Here is a 23,858-nt window from a genome sequence, read left to right as displayed (position 1 = left end):
CATGCGCAAGGGACTGTTTATCGGCATTAACGACTACACCCATGTTTCGCGACTGAGCGGTTGCAGCAATGACGCCATGGCCATGGCTTCGGTGCTGAAGACTGACGCGAACGGCGATCCGAATTTCAAGAACGTGGTGCTGACGTCCGCAGAGGACTACCTGAGCCGGGAAAAACTTGAAGACCAGATTCGCGAACTGTTTTCCGGCGACTGCAACGTCGCCCTGCTGTATTTCGCCGGCCACGGCAGCTTCGATGTCGACACCGATGAAGGCATGCTGATCCCGCAGGACTATCGCACGGCCAAGGACGGCATCCGCATCAGCGACGTTCTCAACTGGGCCACCAAAGCCACGCGCATCAAAAACAAAGTGATCATCCTCGATTGCTGCCAAGGCGGCTCGGCCGGTGAGGTCCGAGCCTTGCGCAGTGAAAGCAGCGTGGTCGGTGAAGGCATGACCATTCTCACCGCCTGCAAAAAGGAGGAGCCGGCCATGGAGGGTACGCAACATGGCGTCTTCACCGCTTTGTTGTTGCAGGCCCTGCACGGTGGGGCGGCGAACATTCTCGGCAAAATTACCCCCGGCAGCCTGTATTCCTTCGTCGACAACGCGCTCGACGCCTGGGAACAGCGTCCCGTATTCAAGACCAACGTTTCGCAGTTCATTTCCTTGCGCGAGGTCTCGCCACTGATCCCCAAAGAGATCCTGCGCAAGTTGCCGGAATGGTTTGCCGAAGCCGAGTCGATGTTCGCCCTCGATCCCAGCTACGAACCTACCGAAACGACATTCGACCCGGAGCACGGCGAGGTCTTCGCGCAACTGCAAAAGTGCAACCGCCACAGCCTGATCGAACCGGTCGATGCCGAGCACATGTATTACGCCGCCATTCACTCCACGGGCTGCCGCCTCACCGCACTCGGCGCCTATTACCGCGAACTCGCCATAAAAGGACATTTCTGATGCCGGTTTTCATCAGCTACCGCCACATGGATCGCCCGCAGGCCATGGCTATCAACAGCCGACTGATACAGGCCAACATCAAGACTTACCTTGATGTGCTCGACCCGGAATCGCAGACCACCGACGACATCACCGGCGTGATCACCCGCAACATCACCGAGTGCACGCACCTGCTGGCGGTGGTTTCGGAGCAGACTGCGCTGTCGTGGTGGGTGCCGTTCGAAATCGGCGAAGCGACCATCAGCAACCGGCGGATCTGCTCGTTCCGCACCGGGCAAGCGCAGTTGCCGGAGTATCTGGACAAGTGGCCGAAGCTGAGTACGGCCAATGATCTGAATTTCTTCATTGATGCCTATCGTGAAGAGGTGTCGAGCAAGCGCTCAATGACGCTGGATTCGAGCAACGAATCCTTCAGTGGTACCTATAAGCGCAACGCCGATCTGTTCCATGAACAACTGAAAAACCGGATTCGACGCGGTTTTTGAAGCCGATCAACAGCCACAAAAAAGCCGACATCATTGTCGGCTTTTTTGTCGGTCACTGCTTTGGTGCGGGGGCCGGTGCAGCGGCTGGCGGAGCAGACGGCGCTGGCGCCGCAGTCCCCGGCGCGGCCGGTTTCGGTGCGGCGTCGTCGAACAGGTTCAAGCGTTCGCGCAACTCGTGGGCCGGTACCGGTTGCTGGTCTGCCGGCAACGCGTTCGGATCGACCGGCGTCGCCGGAGCGGCGCCGTTCTGACCTTCGGCAGCAGGTTTGGCCGCATCGGCCCCCTGCGAGCCTTCGATGGCCGCTTGCGCCTTTTTGGTCAGGACCACGATGTCGATGCGGCGGTTGACCGGGTTGAACGGGTTTTCCTTGTCGAACAGCGCCGACGAGGCATAACCGACGACTCGCGCCACCTGCGAATCCGGATAACTGCCGGCCACCAGTGCACGCCGCGCGGCGTTGGCACGATTCGCCGAGAGCTCCCAGTTACCGAAATCGCCGGTGCCGGTGTACGGCTTGGCATCCGTGTGACCGCTGATACTGATCTTGTTCGGCACCGCTTTGATGGTGTCGGCCATGGCCAGCAGGATGTCTTCGAAGTACGGCTTCAGACGTGCCGAGCCCGAGTCGAACATCGGCCGGTTTTCGGCGTCCATGATCTGGATGCGCAGGCCGTTCGGGGTGATCTCGAACAGGATCTGATCCTTGAACTTCTGCAGCTGCGGGTTCTCGTCGACCTTGTTCTGCAGTTCTTGCAGCAACAATTCCAGGCGTTCTTTTTCGACCTGCTCGGCCATGCCTTCGACCTGCTCGGTGTCGACCGTGACCTTGTCCGGTTGCGGCTGCGATTTCACTTCAGGGTTGAGGGTGTTTTCCGGCGCCAGGGTCGGTGTGCCGCCCAGATCGATGATGTACGGCGTGCCGCTTTCGGAGAAGCCGACCGGGTCCTTGAAGTAACCGGCGATGGCGATCTTCTGCTCCGGGGTTGCGGTGGACAGCAACCACAACACCAGGAAGAACGCCATCATCGCCGTGGCGAAGTCGGCGAAGGCGATCTTCCACGCCCCGCCGTGATGCCCACCGGCTATGCGCTTGACGCGCTTGATGATTATCGGCTGATTATTTTCCATGGCTTAGCGACCGCGAACGGCTTGTTCCAGCTCGGCGAAGCTTGGACGGTGCGCCGGGTACAGAACCTTGCGCCCGAACTCCACCGCCAGCGATGGCGGCATGCCGGAAGCCGACGCCACCAGCGAGGCCTTGATGGCTTCATAGACGTTCAGTTCTTCCTTGGCATCGTGGGCCAGGGAATGCGCCAACGGGCCGAAGAAACCGTAGGCCGCGAGAATACCGAAGAAGGTACCGACCAGAGCCGCACCCACGTGCAGACCGATGGATTTCTGATCGCCTTCACCCAGGGACGCCATGGTCACCACGATACCCAATACCGCCGCGACGATACCGAAACCGGGCATGGCGTCGGCGATGCCGTTCACCGCATGGGACGGGTGCTCAAGGTCTTCCTTGAGGCTGTAGAGCTCCATGTCGAACAGGCCTTCCAGCTCATGCGGAGCCATGTTGCCGGAGGACATGATGCGCAGGTAATCGCAGATGAACGCGGTCATGCGCTCGTCTTTGAGCACGGCCGGGTACTTGGCGAAGATCGGGCTCGCAGCGGCGTCTTCGATGTCGCCTTCGATGGCCATCATGCCTTCGCGGCGGCTCTTGTTGAGGATCTCGTAGATCAGGCCCAGCACTTCCAGATAGAACGTGTGGCTGAAACGCGAACTGAACATGCTCAGGGATTTCTTGAGCACGTGCATCGTCATGTAACCGGGGTTGGCCTGCAGGAATGCACCGAGGGCCGCACCACCGATGATCATCACCTCGAAGGGCTGGATCAGGGCGGCAATTTTGCCGTGGGAGAGCACGTATCCGCCGAGCACGCTCGCGAACACGACGATGATGCCGATAATTTTAGCCATAGGTAGAAAGTACTTGTTTAAGTCGGGTTCAAGGTCATATTCGGAAGTTAAAAAATCTCTTCTTCTACTTATCGGCAAAACTGCGCCAGACTATAGCCAGTTCAGGCGAAAAGCCAATTTAGCCCATGCCGGGCGCGTCTACAGTCAGTGAAGATCCCGTCCAGACATGGCTAATGAAACGAACGTCCCACCCGTAAAACCGACCACCCTCGAAGGCTGGGTCAAGCTGCTCGACAGTGTCCGGCTGCCCGTGCCGCAAGAGGCTCACGACAAGGTGTGCCGCGCGATCCGTGACAACCGCAGTTCGCTGCGCGACATCGCCGACCTGATGCAGGACAGCCCGGCACTGGCCTTGAGCATCATCCGTGAGGCGAATCGTCACACCCACGGCACCCTGGCCGCACCGGCGGAAAATCTCGAGGTGGCGATCAACCGTCTGGGCCTGGCGCGTACCGAAGAATTGCTCGCGCGCCTGCCGGTCGAACCGCAGCTGCAGATCCCCAAAGCCCTGCGCCAACTGCAAATGATCAGCCAGCACGCCACACAACAGGCCAACGGTTTTTTTGCCAGTCGCCTCGCGCGTCTGTGGCAGGACATTCATTGGGGCAGCCTGTTGTTTCTCTCGCCGTTATGGCCGCTGGCGCTGACGTTTCCCGAGTTGCTCGAAGAGTGGGAGCTGCGGGTGATCCACAAGGGCGAATCGGCGCTGGTGGTCGAGAAGCAACTGTTTGGCGTACGCCTGCTGAAGATCGCCGAGGCACTGGTACAGGTCTGGCACCTGCCGATCTGGGTGCAGCAAGGCTATAAACTGCTGCTCAGCGAACAGCGCGAACTGGTGAAAGTGCTGCGTATCGCCCGCGACAGCGAGCATCCGCTGCGCCAGCAGAATCGCCTCGATGACGATCCGACTTTGCGCCGCTGGCTCAATCAACCGGCCAACACCGTATTGCTGGCCAACGGTCTGGCGCTGTCGGCGCAACAGGCCTGGGACAGTCCGCACAGCGAGCGCTGGCAGTACCTGACCAGCCTTTATCTGCAAATCTCGATGGATGAAGTGCAGCAGCAGTTGCACCAGCAAGCCGCCAACAGTGCGCGCCAGCATGCCATGTCCGATCTGTGGCACCCGGCCGTTTCATTATTGTGGCCGTGGGGTACCCATCGTTTGCCGGCCGGGATGCTGCCAGCGGCCGCGCCGAATGCCGAGGACCTGACGCAGTGGCGCCGACAATGCGCCGAACTGCTGGCCGAGCCGAGCCGCTTCACCAATGCCATGAGCCTGACCGTCGCCGCGCGCGATGCGCTGGTCGCCAGCGGCATGCGTCGGGTGATGATTCTGATGGCCGACCGCACGCAGTCCAATCTGCGCGTACACCAGACCTTCGGTTTGCCGAAGGAAGCCGCCGCGCTGAATTTTGTCGTCAGTCAGAGCAAAGTCCTGCAGCGGCTACTCGCGCAGCAGGCACAAGTGCGGATCAACCCCGAGAACAACGCACAGTTTTCCGCATTGTTGCCGCCGGGCCTGCGTTCGCTGTTTCGCGGCGAGCACCTGTTCCTGCGCTCACTGGTCAATAACGGCCGGGTGATCATGATCGTCGTGGCCGATCAGGGCGGCGGGCCGTTCGCCGACATCACCGTGCAGGCATTCGGCAAAACCGCACAATGCATCGAGAAAGCCCTGCACAGCTTTAGCAGCCGTGGCCGATGAGGCTGCGCTACAATCCCCCCCTTTGTGCTCTGGAGACCTCACATGTCTGACTTCTCTGGCTTGCCGCTCGTCATCGAGCCGAGCGACCTGCTCCCGCGTCTCGATTCCCCTGAACTGATTCTGGTGGATCTGACCAGCCCTGCCCGTTATGCCGAAGGTCATCTTCCCGGCGCACGCTTTGTCGACCCGAAACGCACCCAGCTCGGCCAGCCGCCGGCGCCGGGGCTGCTGCCGGCCAAAGCCGATCTGGAGGCGTTGTTCGGTGAGCTGGGGCATCGCCAGGATGCGGTCTACGTGGTCTACGACGACGAGGGCGGCGGTTGGGCCGGGCGTTTCATCTGGCTGCTCGACGTAATCGGTCATGACAAGTACCACTATGTCGACGGCGGTCTGCCGGCGTGGCTGGAAGCGGGCATGCCGATGTCGATCCAGGTGCCGCCTGCGGTGGGCGGCCCGGTGGCGCTGACCCTGCACGAAGGGCCGACCGCCACCCGCGAATACCTGCAAAGCCGTCTCGGCGCCGCCGATCTGGCGATCTGGGATGCCCGTGGGCCGCTGGAATATTCCGGCGAGAAGGTGCTGGCCGCCAAGGGCGGACATATCCCCGGCGCGGTGAACTTCGAGTGGACCGCCGGCATGGACAAGGCGCGTCAACTGCGGATCCGCACGGACATGCCGCAGATCCTCGAAGACCTCGGGATCACCAAGGACAAAGAAATCATTACCCACTGCCAGACCCATCACCGGTCGGGCTTCACTTATCTGGTGGCCAAGTCCCTCGGTTATCCGCGGGTCAAGGGCTACGCCGGTTCCTGGGGCGAATGGGGCAACCACCCTGATACGCCTGTCGAGATTCAAGGTTCTAAGGACAACTAATGAAAGAGCGTCTGTTTATCCTCAGCCAGTACCTGCTGCCTCATCACCTGCTGTCGCGTCTGGCCGGCTGCATTGCCGAGTGCCGCGTGCGCTGGTTCAAGAATGCCTTCACCCAGTGGTTCGCCAAGCGTTATCAGGTGGACATGTCGCAAGCGCTGGTCGAAGACCTGACCGCCTACGAGCACTTCAACGCGTTCTTCACCCGTGCCCTGAAAGACGGCGCGCGTCCACTGGATCAGACCCCGGGCGCGATCCTCAGCCCGGCCGACGGCGCGGTCAGCCAGCTCGGCCCGATCGAACACGGTCGTGTGTTCCAGGCCAAGGGCCACAGTTTCAGCGTGCTGGAGTTGCTCGGCGGTGATGCGGCTAATGCCGCACCGTTCATGGGCGGCGACTTCGCCACCATTTACCTGTCGCCGAAGGATTACCACCGCGTGCACATGCCGCTGGCCGGCACCCTGCGCGAAATGGTCTACATCCCGGGCCGGATTTTCTCGGTCAACCAGACCACCGCAGAAAACGTGCCGGAACTGTTCGCCCGCAACGAACGTGTGGCGTGCATTTTCGACACCGAGCGCGGGCCGATGGCCGTGGTGCTGGTGGGCGCGATGATCGTCGCTTCGATTGAAACCGTATGGGCCGGTCTGGTGACCCCGCCGAAGCGCGAGCTGAAAACCTTCCGCTACGACGAAGCCGCCCGTGCGCCGATTCATCTGGAAAAAGGTGCAGAACTGGGACGCTTCAAGCTGGGTTCGACCGCGATCGTGCTGTTTGGCCCGGATCAGGTGAAATGGGCTGAAGAGTTGGTCGCCGGTTCGCCAGTACAAATGGGTCAAGGCTTGGCACTGCCAAAAGCCTGATACATCAGCGCCCCCGCGTAGGAGCTGCCGCAGGCTGCGATCTTTTGACTTTGTTTTTAAAAACCAGGATCAAAAGATCGCAGCCTGCGGCAGCTCCTACCGGTTGAAGGCTGACATGCTCATTTGCTGCTATGGTTTTTGGCATGAGCCAGACCATCTCCCCCCCGCTGCTGAGCGCTCCGATTCCCACGCAGTCGCGCCTGTCGTTCTGCGAAGCCACCCCGCGCGACCTCAAGCGCTGGATCGCCGGCCTGCCCAAGGCCAACATCGGCGAAACCGCCCGCCAGTTGTACCAAGGCCTGAGCGAACTCAATCAATTGCTGACCCCCAGTGACAATCGCCTGCAACTGCTGGAGCTGCTGCGCCCCGAGGTGTATTTCGTCTGTCAGCATCTGGAACGGCACTTCCTGCATCAGGCGATCATGCTCGATGACCGTTCGCGCAAGATCAGCAACCTGTGTCAGGCACTGCAAAGTCAGTTGGCCATCGGTTACAAACAGATCGTGCTGCGCATCGTGCCCAAGTACCACAAGGATCGTGCGGCGCTGGTCAGTCAGGCCCTGCAACGCGCCGCGCATGCGCTCAAGGGACAACTGCTGCGCGCCGCGCAGCTGTATAGCCCGGCGCCGGAGCAACTGTGGTTCGAGCTGCATCAGTTGTATCGCTGCGCCTGCAGCTTGCAACTGCAACAGCGTCGGGTGCACGACGACCTGGCGAGCCTGACCACCGAGCTGAGCCTGGAGCAGACCTACATCGCCGTGCTGCTGCTGGGCAGCGCTCGTTGCAACCAACTGCGGCAGAACCAGATCGCCCGACTGGCTGAGGTGGTGGAACCGTGGAGCGCACTGCTCAAACTGCATCCTGGCAGTCCGCAGGATGGACTGTTCGCCATCAGCGCGGAACTGGACGTCGGCCCGCGTTATCGCAGCATGTTTCGCAAAGAACAACAGACAGATTTGCTGGGCTTCGATCCGCAACCGTTGGTGAACGCCATCGAAATGCATTTACTGCAACAGGATTCGCCGGCGCCGCTGCCTGTCCCGGCGGGTCTGAGCCTCGACACCCTGCAGCATCTGCACGCCAGTTGGGGCCAGACCGCCGAGCGCAGTTTTCAGCGCACCCCCGGCCAGGGCAACCTGACCGTGTGCGTCGGCATGAGCGCCCTGCACTTCTACCTGGGAGGCGAACGCACTTTCAGTGAGTTGCTCAAGCATCCCGGCGCCCGTGCAGCGAACTTCAGCCGCGCCGTGGCCAAGGGCGAAAAAGACAGTTGGAGCCAGGCGTTCGACGCCGCCCCGCAAAACAGCGCTGAGGAATTTCTGCCGTATGAAGAGATTCAGTACGACCATATCGGCGAAGACGAAAGCACAGCCGACCACACGCCGCACTACCCGACTTACACCTTGCCGGTGATCAACCATAGCCCCGGAGGTTATTGCCTGGGCTGGCCGAACGAGGTGCCCGCCGAGTTGCAGGCCGGGGAGATGGTCGGGATTCAGGACAGCTCGAATCAAGGCTGGAGCATTGCGGTAGTGCGCTGGATTCGTCAGGTACGCGGTGGCGGACCGCAAATGGGCCTTGAGCTGGTGGCGCCGCACGCCGAGCCCTGCGGTTTGCAACTGGTGCGTTCGCGGGACGATCACAGCCATTACTTGCGAGGCCTGCTGCTGCCCGAGATCAGTGCCATCGACTTGCCCGCGACCTTGCTGGCCCCGCGCCTGCCGTTTCAGGAAGGCAATAAAGTGCTGATCAACACCCATGGCGAAGAACACCGCGCCGGGCTGGATCGACGGGTGGCGAGTACGCACAGCTTCAATCAGTTTGCCTATCGCTCGCTGGAGGCCGCACGCAATGGCGGGGGCGAGGAGGATTTCGACTCGTTGTGGAAATCGCTTTAAAGCTTTAAAGAAACTGTGGCGAGGGAGCTTGCTCCCGCTGGACTGCGCAGCAGTCCCACTCTCTTGAGTCAAAGAGCAGGGCCGCTTCGCGCCCCAGCGGGAGCAAGCTCCCTCGCCACAGAGGCCGCCTCAGGCTCAGAGCTGCCCGTCGCGATCGCGAAAGCCCAGCAGATACAGCACACCATCCAGCCCAAGGGTGGAAATCGCCTGCTTGGCCGACTGCTTGACCAGCGGTTTGGCGCGGAATGCCACACCCAGACCGGCAATCGCCAGCATCGGCAGGTCATTCGCACCGTCGCCGACGGCGATGGTCTGCTCCAGGCGCAAGCCTTCCTTGTGCGCCAGTTCCTTCAGCAGATCCGCCTTGCGCTGGGCATCGACAATCGGTTCGATCGCCACGCCGGTGCACTTGCCGTCGACCACTTCCAGTTCGTTGGCGAACACGTAGTCGATGCCGAGTTTGGCCTGCAACTGTTTGGCGAAGTACGTGAAGCCGCCGGACAGGATCGCGGTCTTGTAGCCCAGACGCTTGAGTTCGGCGAACAGGGTTTCGGCACCTTCAGTCAGGCGCAGCGAGGCGCCGATCGAATCCAGTACGCTGACATCCAGGCCTTTGAGCAACGCCAGGCGCTCCTTGAAGCTGGCGCGGAAGTCCAGTTCGCCCGCCATCGCCCGCTCGGTGATGGCCGAGACTTGCTCGCCGACACCGGCGGCCTTGGCCAGTTCGTCGATGACTTCGGCTTCGATCAGGGTCGAGTCCATGTCGAACACCGCCAGACGCCGGTTGCGCCGGAACAGCGAGTCTTCCTGGAAGGCGATGTCGACGTTCAGCTCCTGGGCGACGCTGAGGAATTCGGCACGCAGCGCCTGCGGATCAGCCGCTTCGCCACGCACCGAGAACTCGATGCAGCCCTTGCCCCTGTCCGCCGGAGTGTCCAGCGGCATGCGACCCGACAGACGGTCGATATGGTCGATGTTCAGGCCATATTTGGCGGTGATCGAGCTGACCGCCTGCAATTGGCCGGCGGTCACTTTGCGGGTCAACAGGGTGACGATGTGGCGTTTCTTGCCCTGATTGCCCACCCATTGCTGGTAATCCTCTTCGGAAACCGGGGTGAAACGCACCTGCTGGTCGAGCTCGTAGCCCTTGAACAGGATGTCCTTGAGCACGGCTTTGCCTTGCTCGGAGTCGGGAATCTCGACCAGGATGCCGAACGACAGGGTGTCGTGGATCACCGCCTGACCGATGTCGAGAATGTTCACACCACCCTGTGCCAGAACGCCAGTAATGGCCGCAGTCAGACCCGGACGGTCGACTCCCGTGATGTTAATCAGGACGATTTCGCGCAACGCGCACCCCCGCAACTGGAAAAAAACCGCAGTCTACCCACTTTCAGTGACCATCGGGCACCGCGAGCGCTTTGCCGGTCTAGGGCCTGTCGCTATACTGCGCGTCAACTTCACGGACAAAAGAGCCGAGCTCAGTGAACCGGCCCACGCCAGTTAAAACCGATAACTTCTTCCTGCTGATCTTCCGTGCACTGCGTCATCGCCGTGTGCCGATTGCATTGCGCATTGCCAGCCATAACGTGATCCTGGTCGCTCTGGCCCTGGTGATCTATGCCGGGGTGATGGGCTTGCAGTTCAAGCAGGCCATGCACGAGCAGGCCGACGCGCTGGGCGAAAGCCTGACTACGCAGACCGCCACATCCGCCACTGAACTGTTGGTGTCCAACGACATCCTCAGCCTCAACGTGCTGCTCAACAACCTGACCAAGAACAAGCTGGTGGCCCACGCGGCCATCTATAGCGTGGACAACCGCATCCTCGCCGAATCCGGTCAGCGCCCCAAGCACAGCCTGTTGGGCGAAGCCGAAGGCATGTACGAGAGCAAGATCACCTTCCAGGACGTGACCGCCGGGCAACTGCGCATCAGCCTGGACATGGATCAGTTCCAGCAGCCGATGACCATCAGCCTGCAGAGCATGGGCATTCTCAGTGCGATCCTGTTGGCGCTGTCGCTGGCCCTGAGTCTGCGCATGGGCCGGTATCTGTCGACGCCGCTGCTGCAATTGCGCGTCTGGCTGCGCAACATCGACGAATACACCCCGGGCACCGACCGTCAGGACGAGATCGGCGATCTGGCGCGTCAGCTGCACGCCAACTTCGCCCCAGAGCCTGCGCCCAAACCCGAGCCCGAGCCGGAACCCGAGTTCGAAGAAGAGGATGAGCCAGAGTTCGAAGTGCGCAACCTGCGTGACCCGAGCTTTGACGAAACCCGCCCGATGGCTGCGCAAAAACCTGCACCGCGCCATGTGGTCAGCACCGTTGAGGACGATGAAGACGACGACGCTTTTGCTGACCTGCGCGACGAATCGCTGGATGCAGCGCCGCAGCCGCTCACGCGCAAGGCCACGCCCAGCGTGCCCCAGCACAGCGCGGTACTGGCCGTGCAACTGGGCTCGCAGGAACAACTGCGGCGCCTGCCGCGTGCCCGTCTGGAAGAGTTGCTGGAGCGCTACCGCGATTGCCTCGATCAGGCCGCTTCGCTGTATCAGGGCGAGATCGAAACCCTGAACGACGGCAGCACGCTGATGCTGTTCCACACCGAAGACAGCGGTGACGACTACCTGACCAATGCGATCTGCTGCGGTGAATTGCTGCGGGCGCTGGGCCATCAATTGCAGATCGAAGTCGCTGACAGCGGTATCACTCTGCAATTGCAGCTGGGCCTGACCCTGGGTGACGACCTGTTCGGTCTGAGCCAGATCGACTTGCTGCTGACCGACTCGGCCCAGGATGCCCTGGCCCTGTCGCAGCACAGCCGCAACCTGCTGCTGGTCGAGCGCAAGATCGGTGACGACGTGCTGATTCGCCAGCGTGCGCGGATCCGTCCGATCGCCAGCCCTGAGGGGGCTTGCTGTGTCGAGCGCTTGATGGAGCCGTATCCGTCGATGCTCGAGCGGCAACTGGCGCGGATGCATGAGCGCCGGGCGTAAGCTTCAGGCCTGATGCACAGAAGCCCGCAGACAAGTGATTGTCTGCGGGCTTTTTTGTGGCCTGTACCGGCCCTTTCGCGAGCAAGCTCGCTCCCACAGTGGACGGTGGCTGCCACAGACCTTGTGAACACCTTCAAGACCTGTGGGAGCGAGCTTGCTCGCGAAGAGGCCCGCACTGACGGCAAAGATTTCCAGCCCCCAGACACAACAAAGCCCGCACAAGGCGGGCTCTGTTTTGACTCGAACCAGACTTAGAAGCGGAACACTTCCATATCGGTACGAATCGGCGAGGCCATCGGGATCTTTGGCTGTTTCTCGGCATCGGCTGCCGGCGCGGCCGGCTTTGGCGCCGCCTTGCGCGGTGCTTCGGCCACCGGCGGCTGGTTGGCCAATGGCTTGAGCGCCACCGACAACTGCTCGGCCAGACGCTGCAGCAGAATCCCCTGTGCTTGCACCTGCGAAGCCGTGGTTCCGGCATGCAACTCTTGCAGATGAACGATGCGGTTATCGCGTACCTGCCCACGACGGTCAATCAGACGCCATTGCGCATCGAGGATCGCCGGTTGTTTCTGACCCGAATCCAGTCGCGTGATGGTCAGCAATACCTGCACATCCGGCGTGAAGCCCAATGTTGCCGGTGCCAGCACCACACGCTGGCTGTCCAGATGACCCGCCACCTGTCGCATCAGCAATTGATCGATATCCGACGAAAGGCTGCCCGCCCAGCGACCATCGGTCGAGGCTTGCAGGCTGTCGTCGGGCTGACGCTGCAGCAGGGTTTCTCGTTGCAGGTAATCGGCCACGACAATCGGGCCCAACAAAACCGCCATGCCAGCGCTTTGCGCAGGCTGAACCGGACTTCCGCTGTCCAGTTGATACAGCGACACCGGCTGGTGAACGCTGCAGCCCGCCAGGCCCAAAACGCCAGCGAGCAGGAAAATAAGAGGGCGCAGAGCAGTCATCATCCCGTCCAGGTGGCCGCCACAAGGCTGACCACAGTGAAAATACTCAATAAATATGAAGAACGCTCGGCCACGCCGGCGCTTGGAAAGGCCATATCATCCGTGAATATGCGTTCCGACTCCAGCGCCAAAGCGTCGATCTACGCGTTAAATCGTAGTTCGACGCCTCTAGAAGGGCGTTTTCGCCTAATTGAGGTTTTCGACGAGCAGCGCATCCACCCGCTGAAAGCCCCTCGGGAGTTTATTCCCGCGACGTCCACGCTCACCTTTATAGTGTTCGAGGTCGTCGGCCTTCAGCGACAGGGTCCGTTTTCCGGCCTGCAGCACCAAGGTAGCGCCTTCCGGAAGTACGGCGATGTCCGTGACGTATTCTTCGCGACTGGCCACACGCTCGCCGGAAATTCCGATGATCTTGTTGCCCTTGCCCTTCCCTAATTGTGGCAGATCGCTGATTTTGAAGATCAGCAGGCGACCTTCGGTCGTGACCGAGGCCAGCCAGTTCTGCTCACGATCGGCCACTGGGCGCGGCGCGATGACTTTGGCGTTGTTCGGCAGGCTCAACAGGGCTTTACCGGCCTTGTTTTTGGCTTGCAGGTCTTCACCCTTGACCACGAAACCGTAACCGGCATCGGAGGCGATCACGTACAACGCATCGTCTTCGGGCATCAGCACGCATTCGAACGTGGCGCCGGGCGGCGGGGTCAGACGACCGGTCAATGGCTCACCCTGGCCTCGAGCCGACGGCAAGGTGTGCGCGGCCACCGAATAACTGCGACCGGTAGAGTCGATAAACACCGCAAACTGGTTGGAGCGCCCCGCCGCCGAGGTCTTGAAGCCATCACCAGCCTTGTACGACAGGCCGGTGGCGTCGATATCGTGCCCCTTGGCCGAGCGGATCCAGCCCTTTTCGGACAGCACGACGGTGACTTTCTCGTTCGGCAGCAGATCGTGTTCGGTCAGCGCCTTGGCTTCGGCACGCTCGACGATCGGCGAACGACGATCATCACCGTAGGTTTCAGCGTCTTTCAGCAGCTCGGTGCGCACCAGCTTCTTCAGCTTGGCTTCGCTGCCCAGCAAGGCTTGCAGCTTGGCCTGTTCCTTGAGCAGTTCGTCCTGCTCGTCGCGCAGCTTCATCTCTTCCAGACGCGCCAACTGCCGCAACCGGGTGTCGAGGATGTAGTCGGCCTGGATTTCGCTGAGGGCGAAGCGCTCGATCAGCTTGGCTTTCGGATGCTCCTCGGTGCGGATGATGTGGATCACTTCATCCAGATTGAGGTAAGCGATCAACAAACCGTCCAACAGATGCAGGCGGCGCTCGACCTTGTCGAGGCGGAATTGCAGGCGACGACGCACGGTCAGTACGCGGAACTCCAGCCATTCGACCAGCAATGCCCGCAGGTTTTTCAGCTGTGGCTTGCCGTCCAGCCCGATGATGTTGACGTTGACCCGGTAGGTCGATTCCAGCTCGGTGCTGGCGAACAGGTGCTGCATCAGCGCTTCGTGATCGACGCGGCTGTTGACCGGAATGATCACGATGCGGCACGGGTTTTCGTGGTCGGATTCGTCACGCAGGTCGGCGATCTGCGGCGCTTTCGACGGCTTGGCCTGCATCAGCGCGGCGATCTGCTCCAGCACCTTGGCCCCGGAGACCTGATGCGGCAGCGCGGTGACGATGATGTCGCCGTCCTCGACGTGGTACACGGCGCGCATGCGCACCGAGCCCTTGCCGGTTTCGTACATTTTCAGCAGGTCGGCACGCGGCGTGATGATTTCCGCTTCGGTCGGATAGTCCGGGCCCTGAATGTGTTCGCAGAGCTGTTCGACCGTGGCTTTCGGCTCATCGAGCAAGCGCACGCAAGCGGTAGCGACTTCGCGCAGGTTGTGCGGCGGTACGTCGGTAGCCATACCGACAGCGATGCCGGTGGTGCCGTTGAGCAGGATGTTCGGCAAACGTGCCGGCAACACCAGTGGTTCCTGCAAGGTACCGTCGAAGTTCGGCCCCCAGTCAGCGGTGCCCTGGCCCAGTTCGCTGAGCAGCACTTCGGAATAGCGCGACAGACGCGCTTCGGTATAACGCATGGCGGCGAAGGACTTCGGATCGTCCGGCGCACCCCAGTTACCCTGACCGTCAACCAGCGTGTAGCGATAGCTGAACGGCTGGGCCATCAGCACCATCGCTTCGTAGCACGCCGAGTCGCCGTGCGGGTGGAACTTGCCGAGCACGTCACCGACGGTACGCGCCGATTTCTTGTGCTTGGAATCGGCGTCCAGCCCCAGCTCGCTCATGGCGTAGACGATACGCCGCTGTACCGGTTTCAGGCCGTCGCCGATATGCGGCAGGGCACGGTCCATGATCACGTACATGGAGTAGTTGAGGTAGGCATTTTCGGTGAAGTCAGCCAGCGAGCGGCGTTCCACACCGTCCAGGCTGAGATCAAGGGAGTCGCTCATGCGGGCCTCATCGGTTCGTTGTCTGGCGCAGCAGCATGGTGCCACCGCGCTGGGTGAATTCAAGTTTGTTCAGGGCGCTCATGCCGAGCAGCACCTGATCGCCATGCAGCCCTGGCGCCACCAGTGCACGGACGTCCCGCAGCACAATGTCGCCCAGTTGCAGGCGGTCGATCTTTGTCCGGTAGCCCTGGCTCAGGCCGTTGGCCGTGCTCAAGGTCACACCGAAACCTTCTTCCAGTTTCAAGCGTTTGGCCAGATCCGCCGGGATCGCCACATCGGTGGCGCCGGTATCGAGCATGAACTCCACCGGCTCACCGTTGATCTGGCCACTGGCGACGAAATGCCCTTGGGCATTGCCCGCCAGTTTTACTTCGACCACGCCGTCATGCTGCTCGGACGTGACCACCACATTCGGATTCTGCTGACGTTCTTCCCACTGGCCGAAAAACCGTGTGGCCAGAAACAGCCCCGCGCACCAGGCCAGAATCATCAACACCCGGCCGGCGCGTTTGCCCGGCGGTTGTTGACTCACGGTTTGGCGCTCCAGCCACCTTCAGGCGCGGCGAAGCGCCAGACGATCGGCCGAACCTCACCGTCGGCGCGCGGGCCGAAATTATTGTCGACACCGACCCACGCCCCCTCCGCATCAACGATCAGCGCTTCTTCCAACCCGAAGTTCTGCGAATAACGGCGGTTGGCCTGCAACAGTTCAGCAGCGTACGACCAGCAACGCTCGACCTTGGCAGTCTGCGCATCGCGCCGACAAATCTGGAAGGCGTTGCGTTCAAGGGTAAACAATTTGCCGTTGAACAACGAAAGGTCGGAAAAGTCGCGGTCGACCGCTTTGGCGTGCGGGAACTGCGGCGGCTGCATCTCCTTGCCACCCTCGCTGAGCAACACGCAACGACCGTCGCAATCCCACACGGTCTGCTGACGCTTGATCAGCAGCAAGCCACGGTTTTGCCGCTCGCCGGCCAGCCACATTTGATCGCCCGCCGGGTTGATCGCCAGACCTTCGAAGATCGCATTGAAATGCAGAAGCATGCCACTGGCCCGCGCTTCGCGAACCATCATCGGCGAGATCTTCAGCCAGTTGACCGGGCCGCCGACGGGCACTTGCAGGACCGCCGCGTGGCCCTCGCTGACGATGTAGCGGTTGCCGGTGCTGTCGCAACTGATGCCTTCGAAATCCAGGTCGCCACCGCGCACGAACGACGCGGCCCAATTGCGCGAGCGCAATCCCCACGGCAAACCGGTCTCTGGCACCAGAGGCACGTCGATGTGCAAGGCTTCGGCCTGCCAGACCTGATCGGCGGTGTTGAGTCGATAGATCTGGTCGTCATCGCGGTCCGACACCGTCCACAACTCGCTGCCACACATGGCCAGTCCCGACAGGTTGCCGCCACGCATGCCGTCGACCGGGTGTTCCGAGAGCACGCGCAACTCCTGCAGCGGTTCGGCCGACACGCCCATCGCACTCAGCAGCAAGGCACCCGCCAAGGCCCAGCCAAACCGCATCAGGCCAGCACCTCGGCGAGGTTGCCCTTGGATTCGAGCCAGGTCTTGCGGTCACCGGCGCGTTTCTTCGCCAGCAGCATGTCCATCATTTCCGAGGTTTGGGCAAAATCGTCGCCCAGTGTCAGCTGCACCAGACGCCGGGTGTTCGGGTCCATGGTGGTTTCGCGCAGCTGTGGCGGGTTCATTTCACCCAGGCCTTTGAATCGGGTGACCTGTGGCTTGCCGCGTTTCTTCTCGGCCACCAGACGGTCGAGAATCCCGTCGCGCTCGGCTTCGTCGAGGGCGTAGTAGATCTCTTTGCCGAGGTCGATGCGGTACAGCGGCGGCATCGCCACGTAGACGTGCCCGGCATCCACCAGCGGGCGGAAGTGCTGGACAAACAGCGCACACAGCAGCGTGGCGATGTGCAGACCGTCGGAGTCGGCGTCGGCGAGGATGCAGATCTTGCCGTAGCGTAGCTGGCTCATGTCCGTGGCACCCGGATCGACACCGATGGCCACGGCAATGTTGTGCACTTCCTGGCTCGCCAGCACTTCGCTGCCGTCGACTTCCCAGGTGTTGAGGATCTTGCCGCGCAACGGCAGGATCGCCTGGAATTCCTTGTCCCGCGCTTGCTTGGCGGAACCACCGGCGGAATCACCTTCGACCAGGAACAGCTCGGAGCGCATCGGATCCTGCCCGGCACAGTCAGCCAGTTTGCCCGGCAGCGCAGGGCCCTGGGTGACGCGCTTGCGCTCGACTTTCTTGCTCGCCTTGAGGCGGCGACCGGCGTTGTTGATCGCCAGTTCGGCCAGGGCCAGACCGGTTTCCGGATTGGCGTTGAGCCACAGACTGAAAGCGTCCTTGACCACGCCGGAAACGAACGCCGCCGCTTCACGGGACGACAGACGCTCTTTGGTCTGGCCGGAGAACTGCGGTTCCTGCATCTTCATCGACAGCACGAAAGCGATGCGTTCCCAGACGTCTTCCGGCGCCAGCTTCACGCCGCGTGGCAGCAGGCTGCGGAATTCGCAGAACTCGCGCATCGCGTCGAGCAGGCCCTGACGCAAACCGTTGACGTGGGTACCGCCCTGCGCCGTCGGGATCAGGTTGACGTAGCTTTCCTGCACCGCGTCGCCACCTTCCGGCAGCCACAGCAGCGCCCAGTCCACCGCTTCTTTATTACCGGCCAGGCTGCCGCAGAACGGCTCGTCCGGCAGGCGTTCGAATTCGCTGACCGCGTCCACCAGATAGGAGCGCAGGCCGTCTTCGTAATGCCACTCGACTTTCTCGCCGGTGCCTTTGTCTTCGAAGCTGACCAGCAGCCCCGGGCACAGCACAGCCTTGGCCTTGAGCACATGCTTGAGGCGGCTGATGGAGAATTTCGGTGAGTCAAAATATTTCGGATCCGGCGCGAAGTACACGCTGGTGCCGGTGTTGCGCTTGCCGACGGTGCCGACGATTTCCAGTTCGGTGGCTTTGAAGCCATCCTTGAAGGTCATCTGGTATTCGTTGCCGTCACGTTTCACCCGTACCCGGACTTCGGACGACAAGGCGTTGACCACGGAAATACCCACCCCGTGCAGACCGCCGGAGAACTGGTAGTTCTTGTTGGAAAACTTGCCGCCCGCATGCAGCTTGGTGAGGATCAGCTCGACACCCGACACACCCTCTTCCGGGTGAATGTCGACCGGCATGCCGCGTCCGTCGTCGCTGACTTCCAGCGAGTGATCGGCGTGCAGAATCACCTGCACCGATCTGGCGTGGCCGGCCAGGGCTTCGTCGACACTGTTGTCGATGACTTCCTGGGCGAGGTGGTTCGGCCGACTGGTGTCGGTGTACATGCCGGGGCGTTTGCGCACCGGGTCGAGGCCCGAGAGGACTTCGATGGCGTCGGCGTTATAAGAGCTAGCGCTGGGAGTGGCCATAGGGTCTCGTCGTCAGTGATTCAATGAAAAAGGGGCAAGACGTCACAGTGCGGTGAAATCAATTGCCTGGTACAAATCGGCGCCAATGCCGGCAAAACTCAGCAACGCCGGCAATTGTCCGGCAAACCCTTGGAAACCATGGTCGCCGCCGGCCTGAATGCGCAAGGCGCAGGCCCGGTAATACTGCTGGGCGAGGCGATAATCCAGTGTTTCATCGCCGGTCTGCAACCACACCTGATAGCGCTGCGCATCCACGGGTGCCGGCACTTCCAGCTCGGCCAGGGCCGTCACATGGTCATGGGTCAGTTCCCAGGTCTCATCGGTATACAGGTTTTTCTGCGTGCCCAGGTAGCCGTCGAACATCCGGTGCGGGCTGACCGCCGGGTTGACCAGCAGGGCTTTCAAGCCGTGGCGCTCAGCCAAGTGAGTCGCATAGTAGCCGCCGAGTGAGCTTCCCACCAGCAACGGCCGGCCCAGGTCGGCAATCGCCTGCTGCAACTGACCGATGGCTTCACGCGGGTGGTGATGCAGCGCCGGGACACGCAATTGCTCGCTCAAACCCAGCCGTTCCATCACCTCGACCAGCTGACAGGCCTTTTTCGAGGCCGGCGCGCTGTTGAAACCGTGGATATAGAGAATCGAACCGGACATTGGAGCTCCCTGAGTGTCGGCGAAAGATAGCGGAGTTTACAGGGAGTCGCGGTGGGATGGGCCATACAAATGATGTGCATGCCCTGCTGCAATGCTGCCCTCTCGGTCCCCGCTACCTCCTGTAGGAGCTGCCGAAGGCTGCGATCTTTTGATTTTAAAAACAGGATCAAAAGATCGCAGCCTTCGGCAGTTCCTACAAAAAGTGTCAGTAGCCGTTAGAGCCGTAATCGACGGTGAATTCGAAGTCGGTCACGCGCTCCACGCCGGTTTCCAGCCGCCCGTCCGGCAACAGCCGCAACCAGCGATAGCCTGGCGCCTGCTCACCGACCTTGAAGTCGTGACTGCCCGGCTCGAACTGGATGCAGGTCGACGGTGAAGCCATCAACCGCACGCCGTTGCGGTCGCGGTCGATTTCCTGATGCACATGCCCCCACAGCACCGCGCGGGCCTGTGGAAAACGATCGAGCACGTCGAAAAACGCTTCCGGGTTGCGCAAGCCGATTGGCTCCATCCACGGGCATCCGATCGACACCGGATGATGATGAAAACACACCAGATGATGGCGCTCCGGCGCTTCGCTCAACGAACGGGCCAGCAGTTGCAGCTGATCGTCCTGCAGATAGCCCGGCACTGAGCCCGGCACCGCCGAATCGAGCAAGGTCACGCGCCAGTTGCCGACATCGACCACCGATTCCAGCAATGCACTTTGCACCGCGGCCTGAGCCATGATTTGCGGCTCATCATGATTGCCGGGAATCCAGCGCGCCGGCGCATCGATCTGCGCGGTCATCTGGCGATACAGTTGATACGACTCAAGTGTTCCGTCCTGTGACAAATCACCCGTGGCCAGCATCAGGTCAATCCGCGGCTGCTGCTTGAGTACCTGCTCAATGACCTTTTGCAGACTCTCGCGGGTGTTCATGCCCAGCAGCGTGCCGTCCGCCTCGGCGAACAGGTGACTGTCGGATAACTGCACCAGCAACGCCGGATCGGCGGTGGTCAATGTGGATACGCTCGGCAAGGCGTTCTCCCAGGGCAAAAGCACGGAATCGGTTGAGTGCCGCAATTATGCTGGGGGATGGCGCAAAGGGGAAACCGGCGAACCGGACGCAGTTCACAACTAGCGTACGACTTCGTACTCGTGCCCCAGGGCCAGGCAATGGCTCAGCCATTCCCCCAGGAACAGATTGAGCTGGGCCTTTTCATCCGGCTGATGCATCGCGGCGTTCGGGTAAGGATAGATGCCACGAAAGCGTCGTGCATGTTCGGCGCTGATCACCTCGGCCATGCGCGCATCGTGATAGACCTGCACCTCCAGTTGCGGCACCGGCAACCACGGCAGACTGTGCTCCTGGCGCACCTGCAAAGTGGTGGTGTACGGGCAGGTCTGCAGCACTTCGAGGGCCAGCACGCCGAGCATCTGCTCGCCCTGGGTCACGGCGATGCGCCGCGCTTCGGGGTCGTTGCGCATGTCCGGCACCAGTCGCATCAGGCGCGCGTAGTTGGCCTCGCAGGCGGCTTGCAGCCCCGCAAGGTCAACTCGATAACGATCGCGCAGCTTGTTTACGACCATAACCCCCTCACTTCGGCGCGGTTCAGCGCCAGCCATTGCAAGGCGATGATGCTCGCCGCATTGGCAATGCGTCCGTCACGGACGGCCTGCAAGGCATCTTCAAAGGCCCAGACCGTGACGCGGATATCTTCTGCTTCTTCCTCCAGCCCGTGCAGGCCGCCTACGCCGTCGGTGCTGCAGTGCCCCAGGTACAAATGCACGAATTCGTTGCTGCCGCCCGGCGACGGAAAATATTTGGTCATCGGCAACAGGGCCTTGATGTCCAGTCCAGCTTCCTCCTGTGCCTCGCGGTGAGCAACTTCTTCCGGCACTTCAACTTTGTCGATCAGACCGGCGACCAGCTCAACCAGCCACGGGTTGTCGGTCTTGCCCATGGCCCCGACGCGAAACTGCTCGAGCAGCACCACTTCGTCACGCTGCGGATCGTACGGCAGCAGGCACACGGCATCGTGGCGCACAAAGACTTCGCGGTTGATCTCGCGGCTCATGCCGCCGGCGAACAGCTCATGGCGCAGGTGCAAACGATCGAGCTTGTAGAAGCCCTCGTAGCAGCGCTCGCGCTTTACGACGTCGACGTTGGCCGGAGTGGCGTTGGCAAAATCTGTCATGAGCATCCTCTCTTACTGCAAATCCCGATACGAGGCGCCTTGTGGTGACCGGCAACCTCGACTTCGCGCCATCCTAACGCGCCGGTGATGATTGATGCAGCCCCTTTACCGTCAGCGGGATGGACGGTGGCGGCGAAACCCACTCTAATTAGCTTAGTGGCGAACTGACTGCCTCGGCGAGAGTCGAAGCGGATAACTTTTTGCCTTCCCCTGTTTCAGAAAGGACGCCCATGTCGCTTTTCAAAATTGCCTCCGTGGCCGCCATCGCCCTGACCCTGGGTGCCTGCGCCAACCTGTTCCAGCCCAACTACCGCACGCCGCTGGAAACCACCCGCGACGCCTCGGAAACCCTGAAACCCGGCTGTTCCAACCCTGATTGTCCGCTGGTGAATATCGATACCGTGCACTTCGCGGCCGAGCCTGCACTGGACGGCATTATCGAAAAGCGCCTGCTGCAAATGACCCGCACCGAGCAGAACGCAGCGGTCGCGCCAAGCCTGGCGGCCTATCGTGATCAATTCCTGCGCACCGCCGGCCCGCGCAACAGCAGCTACCTGCAGGCCAAGGTACGCGAGCAGCATGACGGCTTGGTGATCATCGAACTGTCGAGCTACCTCGACACCGGCGGCGCCCATGGCACGCCGGGGCGCGGCTTCATCAACTACTCGCGTCAGCAGCACAAGGTGCTGAACCTGTCGGACATGTTGCTGCCGGGTCAGGAAGACGCGTTCTGGAAGGCCGCGCAGGTGGCGCACAACAGTTGGCTGATCAGCACCAAGCTCGATCAGGAAGCGGATTTCGTGAAGAGTTGGCCGTTCGTGAAAACCCCGAACGTGGCGCTGACCTACGGTGGCGTGATCCTCAAGTACGACGTGAGCACCATCGCGCCTTACGCGCTGGGCCACGTCGAACTGAAGATTCCTTACCCGCGTCTGAACGGCATCCTCAAACCCGAGCTGTTTCCCGGCCGTAACTGAAAGCCCGGCCCAGCACCAGTTGCAACAGCCCTGCCAGCACCAGTGCCGGCAGGGTCGCGCCGACATCCGGATACAGATTCGCCAGCAAGTGGTAGGTGCTGATCCCGCCCAGCCATGCCAACAGCGCCGGCCAGCGCAATGCGGCTGACGCCACGTAGGCGCTGCGCTTGCGCAGGATGAAGTGATCCACCAGCACCACGCCGAACAGCGGCGCGAACACCGAGCCGATCAGCAACAAGAAGTTCTGGTACTGCGCCAAGGGCGCCAGCAGTGCAATCAGGGTGCAGATCACGCCGATGGCCAAGGCCAGATGCTCAACCTTCAAACGCAACAGAATCCCGCTGGAAACCGCTGCCGAATGAATGTCGGCGAACGCGTTTTCCGACTCATCCAGCAGAATCAGCAACAGCGGAATGCCCAGACCGGCCCCGGCCAGTGCCAGCAGCAACGCATTGACCTCACCGCTTGGCGCAAACGCCAGGGTGTAGGCCACGCCGAGACTCATCAGCCAGAAGTTGCCGACGAAGAAACCGATCGCCGTGCCGCCGAATACGTTTTTCGCGCGCTTGCCGAAACGCGAGTAGTCGGCGATCAGCGGCAGCCACGACAGCGGCATCGCGATGGCAATATCGAAGCCCACGGCAAACGGCATCGAACCGTCCCCCGCACGCGCCCAGAGTGCCGCCAGATCCGCCTTGGCGAACAGATTCCAGGTCAGCCAGATGCACGCCGCCAAGATCAGCCAGATACCCCATTTGCGCAGGATCTTGCGCACGAACGTCAGCGGCCCGCTGACCGCGAGCAAAGTCGCCAGCGCACCGAAGCACAACGTCCAGAGCATCGGACTGGCCCACAGCGAACCTTCGCTGAACGCGCGAGTGCCGAGCAGGCTGGCGGCATCACGCATGACGATGATTTCGAACGAGCCCCAACCGATCAGTTGCAGCAGGTTGAGCAGCGCCGGCAGGCTTGCGCCTTTGCTACCGAGGCTCAGTTTCAGTGCGGCCATCGATGACAGGCCGGTGTCGCTGCCGATCACGCCGACGGCGGCCAACAGCAGAACGCCAACCAGCGTGCCGAGGAAAATCGCCAGCAGCGAACCGGAAAGGCCCAGACCAGGCGCGAGCAACGCGCCGGTCTGCAACACCATCAGGCCAATACCGAGGGAGAACCACAGGGAAAACAGATCGCGACCGCCGAATACTCGCTTGTCGGCGGATACGGCGAGGTCGGGGGAATAAGTGCCGGGTTGAATACTCAAGGGTGTTATCTCAGAGGGACATTTGTTGTTGTGTGTGATCAAGCTGGCCCACTTGTGGCGAGGGGATTCATCCCCGATGGGCTGCGCAGCAGCCCCAAAACCTGAGAATGCGGTACATCTGAAGGACCCGGTTCTCAAAATTGCGACTGCTGCGCAGTCGATCGGGGATAAATCCCCTCACC

Annotated in this window: 21 protein-coding genes; 8 read left to right on the top strand and 13 right to left on the bottom strand. The window is 61.5% G+C overall.

Annotated elements, in window-relative coordinates; genetic code table 11:
- Position 1: 1 nt before the first annotated feature.
- Together HXW87_RS06580 and HXW87_RS06575 are read left to right on the top strand one after the other, a co-directional pair.
- On the top strand, positions 2–961 hold the full coding sequence (locus tag HXW87_RS06580; protein WP_182402456.1) for a caspase family protein: 960 nt from the start codon (positions 2–4) through the stop codon (positions 959–961).
- Positions 961–1,446, top strand: a complete 486-nt coding sequence (locus HXW87_RS06575; protein ID WP_047290971.1) for a toll/interleukin-1 receptor domain-containing protein — start codon at positions 961–963, stop codon at positions 1,444–1,446. Before HXW87_RS06580 ends, HXW87_RS06575 begins: the two co-directional genes overlap by 1 nt.
- A gap of 52 nt (positions 1,447–1,498) precedes the next feature.
- On the opposite strand, the gene motB is transcribed toward HXW87_RS06575, so the two are convergent.
- Entirely contained in the window at positions 1,499–2,575 is a 1,077-nt protein-coding gene (motB, locus tag HXW87_RS06570) for a flagellar motor protein MotB (protein WP_047290970.1), read from the bottom strand.
- 3 nt (positions 2,576–2,578) lie between these two features.
- Positions 2,579–3,430 (bottom strand): flagellar motor stator protein MotA, encoded by an 852-nt coding sequence (gene motA / locus HXW87_RS06565; RefSeq protein ID WP_007952169.1) that lies wholly within the window; start codon positions 3,428–3,430, stop codon positions 2,579–2,581.
- 166 nt (positions 3,431–3,596) lie between these two features.
- Here motA and HXW87_RS06560 point away from each other — a divergent pair, with 166 nt between their 5' ends.
- From HXW87_RS06560 to HXW87_RS06545, 4 genes are all read left to right on the top strand, one after another.
- Positions 3,597–5,135 carry an HDOD domain-containing protein gene (locus HXW87_RS06560; RefSeq protein ID WP_239778616.1) on the top strand — a complete coding sequence of 513 codons (1,539 nt, stop codon included), beginning with the start codon at positions 3,597–3,599 and terminating at the stop codon, positions 5,133–5,135.
- A gap of 42 nt (positions 5,136–5,177) precedes the next feature.
- Positions 5,178–6,011, top strand: coding sequence for a thiosulfate sulfurtransferase (rhdA, locus tag HXW87_RS06555; RefSeq protein WP_047290968.1), 834 nt, complete (start codon positions 5,178–5,180; stop codon positions 6,009–6,011).
- A complete protein-coding gene (asd, locus tag HXW87_RS06550) occupies positions 6,011–6,871 on the top strand; it encodes an archaetidylserine decarboxylase (protein WP_047290967.1) in 861 nt (286 codons plus the stop codon). The genes rhdA and asd overlap by 1 nt, the downstream gene beginning before the upstream one ends.
- 143 nt (positions 6,872–7,014) lie before the next feature.
- Complete coding sequence (locus HXW87_RS06545) at positions 7,015–8,769, top strand: molecular chaperone (protein ID WP_239778615.1); 1,755 nt, start codon at positions 7,015–7,017, stop codon at positions 8,767–8,769.
- A gap of 135 nt (positions 8,770–8,904) precedes the next feature.
- Here HXW87_RS06545 and serB read toward each other — a convergent pair whose 3' ends face one another.
- Entirely contained in the window at positions 8,905–10,119 is a 1,215-nt protein-coding gene (serB, locus tag HXW87_RS06540) for a phosphoserine phosphatase SerB (protein ID WP_239778614.1), read from the bottom strand.
- Positions 10,120–10,253: 134 nt separating this feature from the next.
- Between serB and HXW87_RS06535 the strand changes: the two genes are divergently transcribed.
- Entirely contained in the window at positions 10,254–11,768 is a 1,515-nt protein-coding gene (locus HXW87_RS06535; protein ID WP_239778613.1) for an AhpA/YtjB family protein, read from the top strand.
- Positions 11,769–12,019: 251 nt separating this feature from the next.
- On the opposite strand, the gene HXW87_RS06530 is transcribed toward HXW87_RS06535, so the two are convergent.
- The 9 genes from HXW87_RS06530 to HXW87_RS06490 all read right to left on the bottom strand — a co-directional run bounded on the left by HXW87_RS06530 (position 12,020) and on the right by HXW87_RS06490 (position 21,438).
- Positions 12,020–12,730 (bottom strand): ABC-type transport auxiliary lipoprotein family protein, encoded by a 711-nt coding sequence (locus HXW87_RS06530; RefSeq protein ID WP_239778612.1) that lies wholly within the window; start codon positions 12,728–12,730, stop codon positions 12,020–12,022.
- A 186-nt stretch (positions 12,731–12,916) separates the two neighbouring features.
- Complete coding sequence (parC, locus tag HXW87_RS06525; RefSeq protein ID WP_003221074.1) at positions 12,917–15,181, bottom strand: DNA topoisomerase IV subunit A; 2,265 nt, start codon at positions 15,179–15,181, stop codon at positions 12,917–12,919.
- Positions 15,182–15,188: 7 nt separating this feature from the next.
- Positions 15,189–15,713, bottom strand: coding sequence for a TIGR02281 family clan AA aspartic protease (locus tag HXW87_RS06520; RefSeq protein ID WP_047290964.1), 525 nt, complete (start codon positions 15,711–15,713; stop codon positions 15,189–15,191).
- The gene (locus tag HXW87_RS06515) at positions 15,710–16,699 is read right to left on the bottom strand and encodes an esterase-like activity of phytase family protein (RefSeq protein WP_239778611.1); all 990 of its coding nucleotides are present in this window, start codon (positions 16,697–16,699) and stop codon (positions 15,710–15,712) included. Before HXW87_RS06515 ends, HXW87_RS06520 begins: the two co-directional genes overlap by 4 nt.
- On the bottom strand, positions 16,699–18,606 hold the full coding sequence (gene parE / locus HXW87_RS06510) for a DNA topoisomerase IV subunit B (RefSeq protein ID WP_121183399.1): 1,908 nt from the start codon (positions 18,604–18,606) through the stop codon (positions 16,699–16,701). Before parE ends, HXW87_RS06515 begins: the two co-directional genes overlap by 1 nt.
- Positions 18,607–18,648: 42 nt before the next feature.
- Positions 18,649–19,257, bottom strand: coding sequence for a YqiA/YcfP family alpha/beta fold hydrolase (locus HXW87_RS06505; RefSeq protein ID WP_239778610.1), 609 nt, complete (start codon positions 19,255–19,257; stop codon positions 18,649–18,651).
- 205 nt (positions 19,258–19,462) lie between these two features.
- The gene (gene cpdA, locus HXW87_RS06500) at positions 19,463–20,278 is read right to left on the bottom strand and encodes a 3',5'-cyclic-AMP phosphodiesterase (RefSeq protein WP_239778609.1); all 816 of its coding nucleotides are present in this window, start codon (positions 20,276–20,278) and stop codon (positions 19,463–19,465) included.
- Between the two features lie 99 nt (positions 20,279–20,377).
- Positions 20,378–20,830 (bottom strand): DUF1249 domain-containing protein, encoded by a 453-nt coding sequence (locus HXW87_RS06495; RefSeq protein ID WP_007967395.1) that lies wholly within the window; start codon positions 20,828–20,830, stop codon positions 20,378–20,380.
- Entirely contained in the window at positions 20,821–21,438 is a 618-nt protein-coding gene (locus HXW87_RS06490) for an NUDIX domain-containing protein (RefSeq protein ID WP_095667700.1), read from the bottom strand. The genes HXW87_RS06495 and HXW87_RS06490 overlap by 10 nt, the downstream gene beginning before the upstream one ends.
- A gap of 230 nt (positions 21,439–21,668) precedes the next feature.
- Between HXW87_RS06490 and HXW87_RS06485 the strand changes: the two genes are divergently transcribed.
- Complete coding sequence (locus HXW87_RS06485; protein ID WP_131670969.1) at positions 21,669–22,415, top strand: RsiV family protein; 747 nt, start codon at positions 21,669–21,671, stop codon at positions 22,413–22,415.
- Here HXW87_RS06485 and cytX read toward each other — a convergent pair.
- Positions 22,384–23,676, bottom strand: coding sequence for a putative hydroxymethylpyrimidine transporter CytX (gene cytX, locus HXW87_RS06480; protein ID WP_047290957.1), 1,293 nt, complete (start codon positions 23,674–23,676; stop codon positions 22,384–22,386). The two genes, HXW87_RS06485 and cytX, sit on opposite strands and share 32 nt — an antisense overlap.
- Positions 23,677–23,858: the final 182 nt, after the last annotated feature.

The organism is Pseudomonas sp. Y5-11, assembly GCF_022368695.1.
Classification (GTDB): Bacteria; Pseudomonadota; Gammaproteobacteria; order Pseudomonadales; family Pseudomonadaceae; genus Aquipseudomonas; species Aquipseudomonas parakoreensis.
The sequence above is the reverse complement of the archived record's forward strand: the minus strand, read 5'-3'. Positions and strand labels throughout refer to the sequence as shown.